The 14,885-nt window shown below is 72.1% G+C and carries 12 protein-coding genes; 2 read left to right on the top strand and 10 right to left on the bottom strand.

Features of this window, described 5'->3' with window-relative positions; genetic code table 11:
* Window positions 1–234 precede the first annotated feature (234 nt).
* Window positions 235–1,740, top strand: a complete 1,506-nt coding sequence (locus AC07FT_RS13745) for a M81 family metallopeptidase (RefSeq protein WP_479176413.1) — start codon at window positions 235–237, stop codon at window positions 1,738–1,740.
* A gap of 72 nt (window positions 1,741–1,812) precedes the next feature.
* On the top strand, window positions 1,813–2,895 hold the full coding sequence (locus tag AC07FT_RS13740; protein ID WP_479176412.1) for a LacI family DNA-binding transcriptional regulator: 1,083 nt from the start codon (window positions 1,813–1,815) through the stop codon (window positions 2,893–2,895).
* Between the two features lie 199 nt (window positions 2,896–3,094).
* Here AC07FT_RS13740 and gatB read toward each other — a convergent pair whose 3' ends face one another.
* The 10 genes from gatB to AC07FT_RS13690 all read right to left on the bottom strand — a co-directional run bounded on the left by gatB (window position 3,095) and on the right by AC07FT_RS13690 (window position 14,754).
* Complete coding sequence (gatB, locus tag AC07FT_RS13735; protein WP_479176411.1) at window positions 3,095–4,600, bottom strand: Asp-tRNA(Asn)/Glu-tRNA(Gln) amidotransferase subunit GatB; 1,506 nt, start codon at window positions 4,598–4,600, stop codon at window positions 3,095–3,097.
* Between the two features lie 14 nt (window positions 4,601–4,614).
* Complete coding sequence (locus AC07FT_RS13730) at window positions 4,615–4,854, bottom strand: hypothetical protein (RefSeq protein WP_479176410.1); 240 nt, start codon at window positions 4,852–4,854, stop codon at window positions 4,615–4,617.
* The gene (gene gatA, locus AC07FT_RS13725; protein ID WP_479176409.1) at window positions 4,851–6,344 is read right to left on the bottom strand and encodes an Asp-tRNA(Asn)/Glu-tRNA(Gln) amidotransferase subunit GatA; all 1,494 of its coding nucleotides are present in this window, start codon (window positions 6,342–6,344) and stop codon (window positions 4,851–4,853) included. The genes AC07FT_RS13730 and gatA overlap by 4 nt, the downstream gene beginning before the upstream one ends.
* 5 nt (window positions 6,345–6,349) lie before the next feature.
* Window positions 6,350–6,646: an Asp-tRNA(Asn)/Glu-tRNA(Gln) amidotransferase subunit GatC gene (gene gatC, locus AC07FT_RS13720; protein WP_471204575.1), complete on the bottom strand. Its 297-nt coding sequence runs from the start codon at window positions 6,644–6,646 to the stop codon at window positions 6,350–6,352.
* A 351-nt stretch (window positions 6,647–6,997) separates the two neighbouring features.
* Window positions 6,998–9,097 carry a putative bifunctional diguanylate cyclase/phosphodiesterase gene (locus tag AC07FT_RS13715; protein ID WP_479176408.1) on the bottom strand — a complete coding sequence of 700 codons (2,100 nt, stop codon included), beginning with the start codon at window positions 9,095–9,097 and terminating at the stop codon, window positions 6,998–7,000.
* A gap of 258 nt (window positions 9,098–9,355) precedes the next feature.
* Entirely contained in the window at window positions 9,356–11,554 is a 2,199-nt protein-coding gene (gene ligA / locus AC07FT_RS13710; RefSeq protein ID WP_479176407.1) for an NAD-dependent DNA ligase LigA, read from the bottom strand.
* A 15-nt stretch (window positions 11,555–11,569) separates the two neighbouring features.
* Window positions 11,570–12,586: a methionine synthase gene (locus tag AC07FT_RS13705; protein ID WP_479176406.1), complete on the bottom strand. Its 1,017-nt coding sequence runs from the start codon at window positions 12,584–12,586 to the stop codon at window positions 11,570–11,572.
* Between the two features lie 72 nt (window positions 12,587–12,658).
* On the bottom strand, window positions 12,659–13,348 hold the full coding sequence (locus AC07FT_RS13700) for an SDR family oxidoreductase (protein WP_479176405.1): 690 nt from the start codon (window positions 13,346–13,348) through the stop codon (window positions 12,659–12,661).
* A 140-nt stretch (window positions 13,349–13,488) separates the two neighbouring features.
* Window positions 13,489–14,016, bottom strand: a complete 528-nt coding sequence (locus AC07FT_RS13695) for an LOG family protein (RefSeq protein WP_471204585.1) — start codon at window positions 14,014–14,016, stop codon at window positions 13,489–13,491.
* Window positions 14,017–14,070: 54 nt separating this feature from the next.
* Entirely contained in the window at window positions 14,071–14,754 is a 684-nt protein-coding gene (locus AC07FT_RS13690) for an HdeD family acid-resistance protein (protein WP_479176404.1), read from the bottom strand.
* Window positions 14,755–14,885: the final 131 nt, after the last annotated feature.

The following is a 14,885-nucleotide window of genomic DNA, read 5'->3' as shown; positions in this document are numbered from 1 at the left end:
GCGCCGGTCTCGCGCGGGCTCCCGGCGGTGGCCGGATCCGTTGGCGGTGAGCGCGTGATGTGGTTGTGACCTGTGCACTCTGTCAGCAGGAAAAGATCCTTTGTCCCGTTTGTGGTGATCGCCACATTCCGGGTACGGGTCTGGTCAACGGCCCCCGGTGGCCGACGGTGCCGGACCGTGACGCGGCCCGCGCCTAAGGTGGAAATGATCACGTGCCGGCGAAAGCGAGACAGCATGGCTCCCCCCGCACCGCACGGCCGCCGCCTGCGCATCGGGATCGGCGGTATGTCCATCGAGTCGAGCACCTTCTCCCCGCACCGGACCGCCTACGAGGACCTCCGGATCACCCGCGGCGAGGATCTGCTGAACCGCTACGCCTGGACCGCCGCCGACGACGGCCTCGCGGAGCTCGTCGAATGGGTGCCGCTCGTCCACGCCGGCTCCCTCCCCGGTGGTCCGGTCGAACGCGACGCCTACGACCGCGTCAGGGACGAACTCACCGACCGGCTGCGCCGGGCCGGGCGGGACGTCCCGCTCGACGGACTCCTCTACGACATCCACGGCGCGATGAGCGTGGTCGGTATGGAGGACGCCGAGGGCGATCTCACCGGCGCGGTGCGGGAGGCGATCGGCCCCGGTGCCCTGATCTCCGCCGCCATGGATCTCCACGGCAATGTCTCGCGCCGGTTCGCCGAACGGCTCGACCTGATCACCGCCCACCGGCTCGCCCCGCACGAGGATGCCCGGGAAACCTGTGAGCGCGCCGCCCGCAAGCTGGTCGAACGGCTGGTCTCCGGCACCGGCCGCCCCCATCTGGCCTGGGTGCAGATCCCGGTACTGCTGCCCGGCGAGAAGACCAGCACCCGGCTGGAGCCCGCCGCGTCGCTCTACGGACGGCTGGCCGCGGTGGAGGCGATGGAGGGCGTGGTGGACGCGGCGGTGTGGGTCGGCTACGCCTGGGCCGACGAACCGCGCTGCCGGGCGGCGGCGGTGGTCACCGCGGACGACCCCGTCCTCGCGGTCGAGCAGGCCCGTTCCCTGGCCCGTGAATACTGGGAGGTGCGGCGGGACTTCGGCTTCGCCGCTCCCACCGGCAGCGCCGACGAGTGCATCGCCGCGGCGGTGGCCTCCTCCGCCCGCCCCTTCCTGATCAGCGACTCCGGAGACAACCCCACCGCCGGGGGCGCCGGTGACCTGGCCCATGTGCTGGGACGGCTGCTGGCCCACGAGGAGCTGGCCACGGGCCGCGTCACCGCCCTGCACGCGGGCGTCACCGATCCGGCGGCGGTCGCGGAGTGCTTTGCCGCCGGGCCCGGCGCCACCGTCACCCTGTCGGTCGGTGGCGCGGTCAGCGCGGGAACCGGGGAGCACACGGCGCCGTGCGAGTTCACCGGCGAGGTGGTGGCCCTGTGGCGGGACGACGCCGTGGGGGGCGACCTGGCGGCGGTGCGCAGCGGCGGGGTGACCGTGATCCTGGTCAGCTGCCGCAAACCGTTCCACACCCGCGCCGACTTCGGGGAGCTGGATCCGCGCGACTACGACCTGGTGGTCGTCAAGAGCGGCTGCCTGGAACCCGAGCTGTACGAGATGGCGGCGGACTGGCGACTGGCGCTCACCCCCGGCGGGGTGGACCAGGACCTGCCGCGGCTGGGCCACCGCCGTCTCGAACGGCCGCTGTACCCGTTCGACGACGCGGAGTCCGACACCCCTGACCTCACCCCCCGGCTGCTCACCCGCTGAGCGGCCGGAAACCGGAAGCCTTCCCACCGCCCCGTCGAACCGTCGGCCACCGGCGGATAACCTGACCTGATCATGACGAGTCACCGACGCCGCGCCGCGACCATCCCCGATGTCGCCCGGGAGGCCGGAGTCTCCCGGTCCACCGCCTCACGGGCGCTGGCCGGTTACGGCCCGGTCAGCCCCGAGGCGCGCGAACGGGTCCGCCTGGCCGCCGAGAAGCTGGGCTACCGCGCCAACCAGCTCGCCCGCAGCATGATCACCGGCCGCACCCACACGCTCGGAGCGGTGGTCGCGGACATTCAGAACCCGTTCTTCGCCGGGGTCACCCGCGGGATCGCCGACGCCGCCCACGCGGCGGGCTACCAGGTGCTGCTGGCCAACACCGACGAGGACCTCCGCGCCGAGCGCGCCGCGGTGAAGACCCTCTGCGACAAACACGTGGACGGTCTGGTGGTCGCCCCCGCCTCCACCAGCGAGGTCGGCCATCTGGAAACGCTCCTCGACGGGGTGTGCCCGGTGGTGCTCCTGGACCGCCGGGCGCCCTCACTGCCGACGGACGCGGTGACGGTGGACAACGAGGGTGCGAGCGAGGACGCCGTACGCAGGCTGATCGCCGCCGGACACCGCCGGATCGCCCTGGTGTCGCTGGCGGGCGGCGATCCGGGACCGGGCGCGGCAGCGGACGAACGGGGCACCGGCACGGGGACGTTCCCCATCTCGACCGGGGGCGAACGGATCGCGGGCTACCGGGCGGCGCTGAGGGCGGCAGGGGTCGAGGACACCGACGCCTATCTGCGGGTGGGCACCTTCCACCGGCAGGACCCGGCCGCGCTCACCGAAGAGCTGCTCGCCCTGCCGGAACCGCCGACCGCGGTCTTCGCCACGGACAGCATGATCGCCCTCGGGGTGCTCTCCGCGGTCGGCGCCCGCGGGCTGCGCGTCCCGGACGACATCTCGGTGGTCGCCTTCGACGACGCGGACTGGACCCGGGTGGTGCGGCCGCGGCTGAGCGTGGTGGCCCAGCCGGTCCAGGAACTGGGGGCGGAGGCGGTACGGGCGCTGGTGACCCGTATCGAAACGGGCACCCGTCCCCCGCGCCACATCACGCTGGACACGTCCTTCATCGCCCGCGACTCCATCGCCCCACCGCGGTAGGCGGTCGGAGACCGCCGGAACGGGCCGGCGCCGCGATGTCGCGCGGCACCGGATCCACCCGCGGGCGACGGTACAGCCGACCCACGGTGCGGAGGGCGGCGCGGCCGGGAGCGGCGGTCCGTCCGGTGGGTGACGGTGACAGCGCGACGGGGCGGGCCCGGCCGGGCCCGCCCCGTCATCTCGTACGCAGTTCCGAGGGTCAGCCCTCGACGCCGAGCTTCTCCAGGATCAGCTCACGGACGCGGGCCGCGTCCGCCTGGCCGCGGGTGGCCTTCATGACCGCGCCCACGAGCGCGCCCGCCGCCGCGACCTTGCCGCCGCGGATCTTGTCGGCGATGGCGGCGTTGGCGGCGATCGCCTCGTCGACGGCGGTGCCGAGCGCACCCTCGTCCGAGACCACCTTCAGACCGCGCTTCTCCACCACCGCGTCCGGGTCGCCCTCGCCCGCGAGCACACCCTCGATCACCTGGCGCGCCAGCTTGTCGTTGAGCGAGCCCTCCTTGACCAGGGCGCACACCCGCGCGACCTGCTCCGGGGTGATCGGCAGGGCGGCGAGGTCGGTGCCCTCCTCGTTGGCCCGGCGGGCCAGCTCGCCCATCCACCACTTACGGGCCTGGTCCGCCGGGGCACCCGCGTCGATCGTGGCGGTGATCAGGTCGATCGCCCCCGCGTTCAGCACGGACTGCATCTCGTGCTCCGAGATGCCCCACTCCTCGCGCAGCCGGGTGCGGCGCACCCGCGGCAGCTCGGGGAGACCGGCCCGCAGCTCCTCGACCCACTCCCGGGACGGGGCGACCGGCACCAGGTCCGGCTCGGGGAAGTAGCGGTAGTCCTCCGCCTCCTCCTTGATCCGGCCGGGGGTGGTGGAGCCGTCCTCCTCGTGGAAGTGCCGGGTCTCCTGGACGATCGTCCCGCCGTCGCCGAGCACCGCGGCGTGGCGCTGGATCTCGAAGCGTGCCGCCCGCTCCACCGAGCGCAGCGAGTTGACGTTCTTCGTCTCGGAGCGGGTGCCGAACCTCGAAGCGCCGTGCGGGCGCAGTGAGAGGTTCACATCGCAGCGCATCTGGCCCATCTCCATACGCGCCTCGGAGACTCCGAGGGCCTTGATGAGCTCGCGCAGCTCGGCGACGTACGCCTTGGCGACCTCCGGGGCCTTCTCCCCCGCGCCGACGATCGGCTTGGTGACGATCTCGATGAGCGGGATCCCGGCCCGGTTGTAGTCCAGGAGGGAGTGCGAGGCGCCGTGGATACGGCCGGTGGCACCACCGACGTGGGTGGACTTGCCGGTGTCCTCCTCCATGTGGGCGCGCTCGATCTCGACGCGGAAGAGCTCGCCCTCGACCTCGACGTCCAGATAGCCGTTGAAGGCGATCGGCTCGTCGTACTGCGAGGTCTGGAAGTTCTTCGGCATGTCCGGATAGAAGTAGTTCTTCCGGGCGAAGCGGCACCACTCGGCGATCTCGCAGTTCAGCGCGAGTCCGATCTTGATGGCGGACTCGACGCCGGTCGCGTTGACGACCGGCAGCGAGCCGGGCATGCCGAGACAGGTGGGGCAGGTCTGCGCGTTGGGCTCGGCGCCCAGTGTGGTGGCACACCCGCAGAACATCTTGGTCTTGGTGCCGAGCTCGACGTGCACCTCGAGCCCCATCACGGGCTCGTAGGCGGCCAGGGCGTCCTCGTACGACACCAGTTCAGTGACGGTCACGGAAAACTAACCTCTCAGTCCGCGAGGACGTCGTCGTCGCCCATGCGCCTCAGCTCGCGGATGAGCAGGGCGACGCCGGTGGCGATGGCGGCGGCCGAGACCACCGCGTCGGCCAGCTGGAGCTTGTCGTTCTCCAAGCGGGCCTTCTTGGCCTGCTTGAGGACACTGACCGCGCCGAACAGCGTGGTCCCGATGGACAGGTAGGTGCCGGGCTTGGACTTCTTGAAGCCCTTGGCCTTCTTCAGAGCGCTCACAGGGACGGTGCCTCCTCAAGCAGCGGGTGGCCCCACTTGGCGGTGAGCGCGGCCTCGACCGCGGCACCCACCTTGTAGAGCCGGTCGTCGGCCATGGCAGGGGCGATGATCTGCAGACCCACCGGCAGACCGTCCTCGGGTGCCAGCCCGCAGGGCAGCGACATCGCCGCGTTGCCCGCGAGGTTAGCCGGGATGGTGCACAGGTCGGCCAGGTACATCGCCATCGGGTCGTCGGCGCGCTCGCCGATCGGGAAGGCGGTGGTCGGGGTGGTCGGCGAAATCAACACGTCGACCTGCTCGAACGCCTTCTCGAAATCCCGGGTGATCAGGGTGCGGACCTTCTGCGCGGAACCGTAGTACGCGTCGTAGTAGCCGGAGCTGAGCGCGTAGGTACCGAGCATGATGCGGCGCTTGACCTCGGCGCCGAAGCCCTCCGCGCGGGTCAGCGCGGTGACGTCCTCCGCGGAGCGGGTGCCGTCGTCGCCCACCCGCAGGCCGTAGCGCATGGCGTCGAAGCGGGCCAGGTTGGACGAGCACTCCGACGGGGCGATCAGGTAGTACGCGGCCAGCGCCTTGTCGAAGGACGGACAGGAGATCTCGACGATCTCGGCGCCCAGCTCGCGCAGCAGCTCCACCGACTCGTTGAACCGCTGCATGACGCCGGGCTGGTAGCCCTCGCCCGCGAACTCCTTGACGACACCGACGCGCATGCCCTGCACGCTGCCGTTGCGCGCGGCCTCGACGACCGGCGGTACGGGGGCGTCGATGGAGGTGGAGTCCAGCGGGTCGTGTCCGGCGATCACCTCGTGCAGCAGCGCCGCGTCCAGCACGGTGCGGGCGCACGGGCCGCCCTGGTCCAGGGAGGACGAGAACGCCACCATGCCGTACCGGGAGACGCCGCCGTAGGTGGGCTTGACGCCGACGGTGCCGGTGACGGCGGCGGGCTGGCGGATGGAGCCGCCGGTGTCCGTACCGATGGCCAGCGGGGCCTGGAAGGAGGCCAGCGAGGCGGAGGAGCCACCGCCGGAACCGCCGGGGATGCGGGTGAGGTCCCACGGGTTGCCGGTGGGGCCGTACGCGCTGTTCTCGGTCGAGGACCCCATGGCGAACTCGTCCATGTTGGTCTTGCCGAGCACGATGACGCCCGCGTCGCGCAGCCGCCGGGTGACGGTGGCGTCGTACGGCGGGAGCCACCCTTCGAGGATCTTGGAACCGACGGTGGTCGGGATCCCGCGGGTGGTGAAGATGTCCTTCAGCGCGAGCGGGACACCGGCCAGCGGGCCCAGCTCCTCGCCGCGCTCCCGCTTCTCGTCGACCGCGCGGGCCTGAGCGAGCGCGCCCTCCCGGTCCACGTGCAGGAAGGCGTGCACCTTCTCGTCGACGGCCTCGATACGGGCCAGATGGGCTTCGGTGACCTCGACGGCGGTGAGCTCGCCGGAGGCAACCTTGGCGGCGATCTCCGCCGCGGTGAGCCTGATCAGATCGGCCATGACGGTCACTCCTCCCCCAGGATCTGCGGCACCTTGAAACGCTGCTGCTCCTGGGCCGGGGCGCTCGCGAGCGCCTCCTGCGGGGTCAGCGACGGACGGACCTCGTCCGGGCGCATGACATTGGTCAGCGGCAGCGGGTGAGAGGTCGGCGGTACGTCTTGGTCGGCGACCTCGGAGACGCGGGCGACCGCGCCGATGATGTCGTCCAGCTGTCCGGCGAAGTGGTCGAGCTCTTCGTCCTTCAGCTCCAGACGCGCCAGCCGGGCGAGGTGGGCGACCTCCTCGCGCGTGATGCCAGGCATGCAGGGATCCTCGGGGTGAGTGAGTAAGTTCCGGCCCCAATCCTATGGCGCCGCCCGTGCCGGGCGCGAAACGCTTTCGCCCCACCCGGCCGGGGAACCGTTCCGGAACCCCGCCACCAGCCGGGTTCCCACCCGCCGCTCGCCCATGCGCCCCACCCGCCCCTCATGGACGCGAACCGGAAGCGGGCCCGCGACGACGGTGGTTACGGTGCGCGCCCCGGGCCGCGCCCGGGGCGCGCACCGGGGCGGAATCGGGCGACGCACGCCGGGGCGCGGCGGTGTGCCCCGGGTGACGGGTGCCGCGTCGCCGGCGGGGCGAGGCACGGCCCGCGCGCGAGGGTGGGCGGGCGGTTACGTGACCGGCTGGTCGGCGTCGGATTCGGCGGGGGCGGGCTCGGTGTCCGGGTCCTCCCGGCTCCAGCCGCCCTCACCGCGCGCCCGCAGCCAGGCCGTGGTCTCCTCCGGCGGCATCGCGGCGGCCACCAGCCAGCCCTGGACCGCGTCGCACCCCAGGTCGCGCAGCCGCTCCCAGGTCTCGTCGTCCTCCACGCCCTCGGCCACCACCAGCAGTCCCAGCGAATGGGCGAGGTCGACGGTGCAGCGGACGATCTCCGCGTCCTCGTTGTCCACGGCGAGCCGGGCCACGAAGGAGCGGTCGATCTTGAGTTCGCTCACCGGCAGCCGCCGCAGGTGCACGAGGGAGGAGTAGCCGGTGCCGAAATCGTCGAGCGACATCCGCACACCGTGGCCGGTCAGCCCGGCGAGGGTGTCGGCGGCCCGCTGCGGGTCCTCCAGCAGCACATGCTCGGTTATCTCCAGCTGGAGGGCACCGGCCGGGACGCCGTGCCGGGCCAGCCGCCCGGCGACCGCGCCCGCGAAACCGGGGGTGTGGACGTCGCGCGGCGAGACGTTGACGGCGACCGGGACCTCCAGGCCGTCCGCCCGCCAGCGGGCGACCTGGCCGAGCGCGGTCTCCAGAACGTATTCGGTGAGCCTCGGCATCAGCCCGGAGCTCTCGGCCATGGCGATGAACTCGTCCGGCGGCACCCGCCCGCGGTCCGGGTGGACCCAGCGGACCAGCGCCTCCAGACCGGAGACATGGCCGTCGAAACCGACCTTGGGCTGGTAGTGGAGCTCCACGTCGCCCGCGTCCAGGGCACGCCGCAGATCGCCCAGCAGGCCGAGCCGGTCGGGGGTGTTGCCGTCGCGGCGGGCCTCGTAGAGCTCGACCCCGCTGCGGTCCCGCTTGGCCTGGTACATCGCGACATCGGCGCGGCGCAGCAGCCCCTCGGCGTCCAGCGCGTGGTCCGGGTAGACGGCGACTCCGGCGCTGGCCTCCAGCACCAGGGTGAGTCCGTCGAGGTCCAGCGGTGAGCCGAGGTCGCCGACGAGGACACGGGCGGAGCGCTGGGCGGCGGTGAGCGAGTCGGTGGTGGGCAGCAGCACCGCGAACTCGTCGCCGCCGAGCCGGGCCACCTCCGCCCCGCGCGGCAGCGCCAGCCGCAGCCGCTCGGCGATCTGGAGCAGCAGCCGGTCGCCCGCCAGATGGCCCAATGTGTCATTGACCGAACGGAACCGGTCCAGGTCGAGCAGAACCAGTGCGGTGCGGGTCCCGGCCCGCTCGGCCTCGTCCAGCGCGGCCCAGGTGCGCTCCAGCAGCCACTGCCGGTTGGGCAGTCCGGTGAGCGGATCGCGCAGCTGCTCCTCGGCGCGCACCCGGGCGATCCACAGCGTGGAGTCCAGGGCGACCAGCGGAACCGCGAACAGCGGGAGCAGCAGCGGGGTGTCCCCGGCGACGACGACGATCAGCGGGGCGATGCCGAGCAGCGCGACGCCGACGAGGGCGTGGCGGAAGAGCGCGGTGCGGGCGGCGGTGGGGAGTCCGGCGCCGGGCGGGGCGAGGGAGTACCAGAGCAGGGCACGGGTGACGCCGAGGTAGACGAAGGCGGCCAGGGCCGTCTGGGGGACGGCGGACATCTCCCAGGCCTCGGTGTACCAGGGGTGTTCGACCGAGGGCGTGGTGCCGAAGGCCGCGAGGGTGAGCGCACCGGCGCCGACGCCGAGGATGTCGACCGCGCCGTGCAGTACGGCCTGCCGCCAGCGGTGCCGCCGGGCGGCGCCGACCAGCACCACTACGGCGAGGCTGATCAGCACGGCCGGGATCCAGCCGTAGAGCAGCAGCGCGGCCAGGGTTAACGCGGCGCCGGAGCCGGTGCCGCCCCACCAGCGGTCCCGGCCCAGGGCGACCAGATGGCCGACGATGATGCCGGTGAGCACGGCGAACGACCAGCCCACGGTGCCGTCGGGAAAGAGTGCGTGGCCCGCGTCGAGCACCCGGAACACTCCGATGCCGAACGCGAAAGCGGCCATGGCGACCGCCGCGGCCGGCAGCGCGGGCACGACTGCCCGGCGCAGCCGCGACGCCGGGGCGGCGCTTTCGGTCGGTTTCATACCCGTCCCTCTCACAGCCGGCGGTGCCAGCGCCACGGCAGGCGCACACCTCAACAGTAGGCGGCAGAAGGCCATGACGGGCGGGGATCGGCAGCGGTTGCCCGAATGCCGCCCGACGATCGGTGACCTTCTGCTATGCGCTGTAAGGGTGATGCCCGCCGACTGTGCGCGGGAAGTGCTCCCAGTCGTAATCCGGCCACCTTTGAACTGCTGTGCAGACAAGATGGCCGGACCACTGCGCCGGACGGGTGGACCGGACTACTCCTCCGATGTCTCCGGAGCCGTCAGAGCGACCTCTTCGGCGGCGTCGGGCCCTTGTTCGAGAAGAACGGCAAAACCGTCGTCGTTCAGAACCGGGACCTTCAACTGCATGGCCTTGTCATACTTCGATCCGGGGTTATCGCCGACAACGACAAAATCGGTCTTCTTCGAAACGGAGCCGGTGACCTTGGCGCCGCGGTCCTGGAGCGCCTCCTTCGCGCCGTCCCGGGTATGCGAGGCCAGGGTGCCGGTGACCACGACGGTGAGCCCGGCCAGCGGCCGCGGGCCCTGGTCCTCGCCCGCCTCCTCCTCCAGCCGCACCCCGGCCCGCCGCCACTTCTCCACGATCTCGCGGTGCCAGTCCACGGTGAACCACTGCTTGACCGAGGCGGCGATGATGCCGCCCACTCCCTCGACGGCCGCCAGCTCCTCCTCGCCGGCCTCGGCGATCCGGTCCAGCGAACGGAACTCCCTGGCCAGCGCGGTGGCCGCGACCGGTCCGACATGGCGGATCGACAGACCGGTGATGATCCGGGCCAGCGGCCGCTGCTTGGCCGCCTCGATATTGGCCAGCATGGCCAGGGCGTTCTTCTTCGGCTCGCCCTTCTGGTTGGCGAAGAAGGTGACCACCTTCTCCTCACCGGTCTTGGGGTCGCGCTTGGGCAGACCGCTGTCCGGATCCAGTACGTACGATCTGATGGGCAGCAGCCGTTCGATATCGAGATCGAACAGATCGCCCTCGTCCTTCAGCGGTGGATCGGAGGGCTCCAGCGGCTGGGTGAGGGCGGCGGCGGCCACATAGCCCAGATTCTCGATGTCCAGGCACTTGCGGCCCGCGAGGTAGAAGATGCGCTCCCGCAGCTGGGCCGGGCAGGAACGGCCGTTGGGGCAGCGGAGATCGACATCACCCTCCTTGGCGGGCTGCAACGGGGTGCCGCACTCCGGGCATGCGGCCGGCATCACGAACTCCCGCTCGCTGCCGTCCCGCAGGTCCACCACCGGCCCCAGGATCTCCGGGATGACGTCACCCGCCTTGCGCAGCACCACGGTGTCGCCGATGAGCACGCCCTTGGCCTTGACCACGTCCTGGTTGTGCAGGGTCGCGAACTCGACCTCGGAGCCCGCCACCGTGACCGGCTCCACCACCGCGTACGGCGTCACCCGGCCGGTGCGGCCCACCCCGACCCGGATGTCGACCAGCTTGCTGTTGACCTCTTCCGGCGGGAACTTCCAGGCGATGGCCCAGCGCGGCGCCCGCGAGGTGGAGCCCAGCCGCCCCTGCAACGGAATCTCGTCCAGCTTGACGACCGCGCCGTCGATCTCGTGCTCGACCGAATGCCGGTGCTCACTGTCCCCGTAGTGCGCGATGTACTCCCGCACGCCCTCCAGCGAGTCCACGACCCGGGAGTGCGCGGCGGTCGGCAGTCCCCACTCGTGCAACAGCTCGTACGCCTGCGACAGCCGGTCGATGTCGAAGCCCTCGCGGGCCCCGATGCCGTGGACCACCATGCGCAGCGGACGGGAGGCGGTGACCTTGGGGTCCTTCTGGCGCAGCGAACCGGCCGCCGCGTTCCGCGGGTTGGCGAACGGCGGCTTCCCGGCCTCCACCAGCCGGGCGTTGAGCTCGTCGAAGCGCTCGCGGGGGAAGAAGACCTCGCCGCGCACCTCCACCAGCTCCGGGACCCGGTCGCCCTTGAGGCGGTTGGGGATCTCGGCGATGGTGCGGACATTGGGCGTGATGTCCTCACCGGTGCGCCCGTCGCCCCGGGTTGCGGCGCGGGTCAGCCGCCCGCGCTCATAGGTGAGGTTGACCGCCAGCCCGTCCACCTTGAGCTCGAGGAGGTAGTGGTACGTGATCCCCCCGAGCTCCCGGGCCAGCCGGTCGGTCCACGCCGCCAACTCCTCGTCGTCGAAGGCGTTGTCCAGGCTGAGCATCCGCTCTCGGTGCTGGACCTCGGTGAACTCCGTCTCATAGGCCCCCGCGACCTTCTGGGTGGGCGAGTCGGGCGTCCTGAGCTCGGGGTGCTCGTTCTCCAGGGCCTCCAGGCCGCGCAGCAGCCGGTCGAACTCCGCGTCCGAGACGATCGGGGAGTCCTTGACGTAGTACCGGAAGCGGTGCTCCTCGACCTGCTCAGCGATCTTGGCGTGCTGATCCCGTGCCTCGGCGGGCACTGTCGACTGCTCTTCGCCGGCCACCGTGTCGTCCTCCCGTTACTCAGGGTTGTCCGCGAGCGATCTCGCCGCCCGGACGCAATGGGCCAGCGCGGTACGGGCATACGCGGGCGAAGCACCCGCGAGACCGCACGACGGAGTGATCACCACGGACTCCGCGAGGGTCCCCGGTGACAGCCCCAGCCTGCGCCACAGCGTCCTGACACCCCTGACGCTACCGGCAGGGTCCGACAATGGACCCTCCACGCCGGGGACGGCACCGATGAAGAGGGCCGTGCCGCCCTCCGCCGCCTCACCGATCGCCTCTTCCTCACTCTCCGTGAGGAGCGAGAAGTCGAAGGAGACACCCGCGACCCCCGCCCGCCGCAGCAGCCGGAACGGCACGGACGGCGCGCAGGAGTGGACCACCACGGGAGCCCGCGCCGCCGTCACCAGATCGCGCAGCGCGCCCTCGACCACCGCCCGGTCCACCGCCGGGTGGGTGCGATAGCCGCTGGCCGAGCGGACGCTCCCGGCCAGCACCGCGGTCAGCGACGGTTCGTCGAGCTGGAGCACCACCTCGGCGCCCGGCACCCGGCGGCGCACCTCCGCGAGATGCGTCCGCAGCCCCTCGGCGAGCGAGGCCGTCAGATCCCGGCAGGCGCCCGGATCGCTCAGCGCGGCCTCCCCGCCGCGCAGTTCCAGGGCGGCGGCCAGGGTCCACGGTCCGACGGCGGAGACCTTCAGCGCGCCCCGGTGCCCCTGCGTGTACTCCTCCAGGGCGTCGAGGTCCTCGCCCAGCCAGGACCGCGCCCGGCGGGTGTCCCGCCCGGGCCGGTCACTGATCCGCCAGCCGCTGGGCTCGACATGGGCGTACAGCTCGACGAGCATTCCGGCGGTCCGCCCGATCATGTCCGCGCCGGGCCCCCGCGCGGGCAGTTCCGGCAGGTACGGCAGGGCCTCCAGCGATCCGGTGACGGTCTTCGCGGCCTCCCGCGCGTCGCCGCCCGGCATCGACCCGACACCGGTCGCCGCCGCCGCGCCCCAGCTGTGGTGGTTGCTGCTCTTCTCGCTCACCCGGGAAGCCTATGCGCTCCGCGGGACGTGCCAGGTGGTCCCGTCATACGTCCGCGGCGGGGACGTGCGGGATCAGCCGCGCGGGCGCACCGACAGGTCGGTGATCTCCGCGTCCCGCGGCAGGTCGAGCACGGTCAGCACGGTGGTGGCCACGGTCTCCGGCGCGATCCAGCGGTCCGGGTCGTACTCCTTGCCCTCCTGCTGGTGCACCTTCACCTGCATCGGGGTCGCGGTGCGGCCCGGGTAGACGGTGGTCACCCGCACCCCGTTCCCGCTCTCCTCCCAGCGCAGCGCGTCGGCCAGCGCCTTGAGGCCGTGCTTGCTGGCGGCGTACGCGCCCCACTGGGCGTTGGCGCGCAGCCCCGCGCCGGAGTTCAGGAACACCACATGGCCCTGGGCCAGCCGGAGCTGCGGCAGCAGCAGCCGGGTCAGCTCGGCGGGCGAGACGAGGTTTGCGGCGAGCTGGCGGTTCCACGCCTTGGGGGTGAGCTCACCGACCTCCCCGAGGTCGACCACGCCCGCGATGTGCAGCAGTGAGTCCAGCCGGTCCGGCAGGCTCTGGTGGCTCAGCGCCCAGGAGAGCTTCTCCGGGTCCGCGAGGTCTCCGACGACCGTACGCGCCCCGGGGAACCGCCGCTCCAGTTCTTTGGCCCGTCCGGCGTCCCGCGCCAGCAGCCACAGTTCGTCGCCGCGCTCGGCCAGTCGTTCGGCCACCGCCGTGCCGATGCCCGAACCCGCCCCGGTGATCAGATGCGTTCCCATGCCCACCAGCTTGCCTCACGGCGTGCACGTGCACGCACCGGCTTGGCGCAATCCCATGCCCCCGTGACGGGTGGCCTTCCCGCCGGACGCTCCCGTCCTGTAACGGCTCCGGCGTAAGGCCGTCGGCCCGGGAAGAGCCGTCAGACGGACTCCAGATACGCCATCGCGGCCACACCGTCGTCCGCGAAGAAGACCAGCTCACTCAGCGGCCGGGGCAGGAACCCCTCGTCCTCCATCCGCTGGAACTGCTGCTTCAGCCCGTCGTAGAACCCGGCGGTGTTGAGCAGCACCACCGGTTTGATGTGCAGTCCGTGCTTCTTCAACTCCAGGATCTCGGTGGCCTCGTCCAGCGTCCCGGTACCGCCGACCATGACGACGACCGCGTCGGCGCGGGCCAGCAACTGGGCCTTGCGCTCGGCGAGATCCTTGGTGATCACCATCTCGTCGGCGTTCCCGCGGGCCTTGTCCGCCAGGAACTCCACGGAGATCCCGACCAGCCGTCCGCCGTTCTCCTGCACACCGTCCGCCATGACCTTCATCAGCCCGCTGTCCGAACCGCCCCAGACGAGGGTGTGTCCGCCCTTGCCCAGCAGTTCGGCGAAGTCCCGGGCTGGACCGGTGTAGCGGGCGTCGAGGTCGGCGGCGGAGCAGAAGACGCAGATGTCCATGGCGCCACTGTACGAGCGCGGCGCGCCGCCCCGGGACGGGTCCCGGGGCGGCGTTCACGGCTGGGGATGGGGCTGTGAGCGGAAGTGCAGTCCGCGGCCGGCTCCACGGGCGGGCCGGTGGCCGCGGCCCATGCGCAGCTGGATGCCGTGGACCACCTCGATCGCGCCCAGGGCGAGCAGCCACACCCCGGCCGTCACGGCGAGCGCGGTGATGGAGCCGAAGGGCAGGACGATCAGCAGCACCCCGGCCAGCGCGCTGATGAGCCCGAGGGCGATCTGCCAGCCGCGGGCCGGCAGCCCCTCGGCCGAGATGGCCATCGCGGTCAGCATGACGCCGCGCAGCAGCCATCCGAATCCGATCCACAGGGCGAGCAGCAGGATCGACTGGGCGGGCCCACGGAAGCACAGCAGACCGAGGAGCACACAGAGGGCACCGCTGACGAAGCCCAGGACGCGCAGTTGCCGCGGCACATGCGAACCGAACGCCCCGGCCAGCTGAAAGATGCCGCTGACCAGCAAATACGTACCGAAGAGGGCGCCGACCACCACCAGCGTGGCCCCCGGCCACGCCAGCACGATGATGCCCAGGCCGATGGCCACCAGACCGGCGGTGACCAGGACCTGCCACGCGGCGTCGGAGAGGACGCCCAGGAGACCGGCGTGCAGACCGCCGAGGCCGCCGGGACGCTCGTCCCGCCGGTCATCGGCGCCATGAGGGGTTTCGGCGGAGAAACTCACGGTCGTCCACCTCCAGGGGCTCCTCGGAACGGAGGATCGCGGTAGACCGGACGCAACCATCGTCACCCCGCGCCCGCCGCTTCGCCTGGGGAACCGTCCGGCGCCCGGCGGGCGCCGCCCGTGCCGCGCCC

This window comes from Streptomyces sp. NPDC045899, from assembly GCF_056431485.1.
This window is presented reverse-complemented; position numbering and strand designations above follow the sequence as displayed.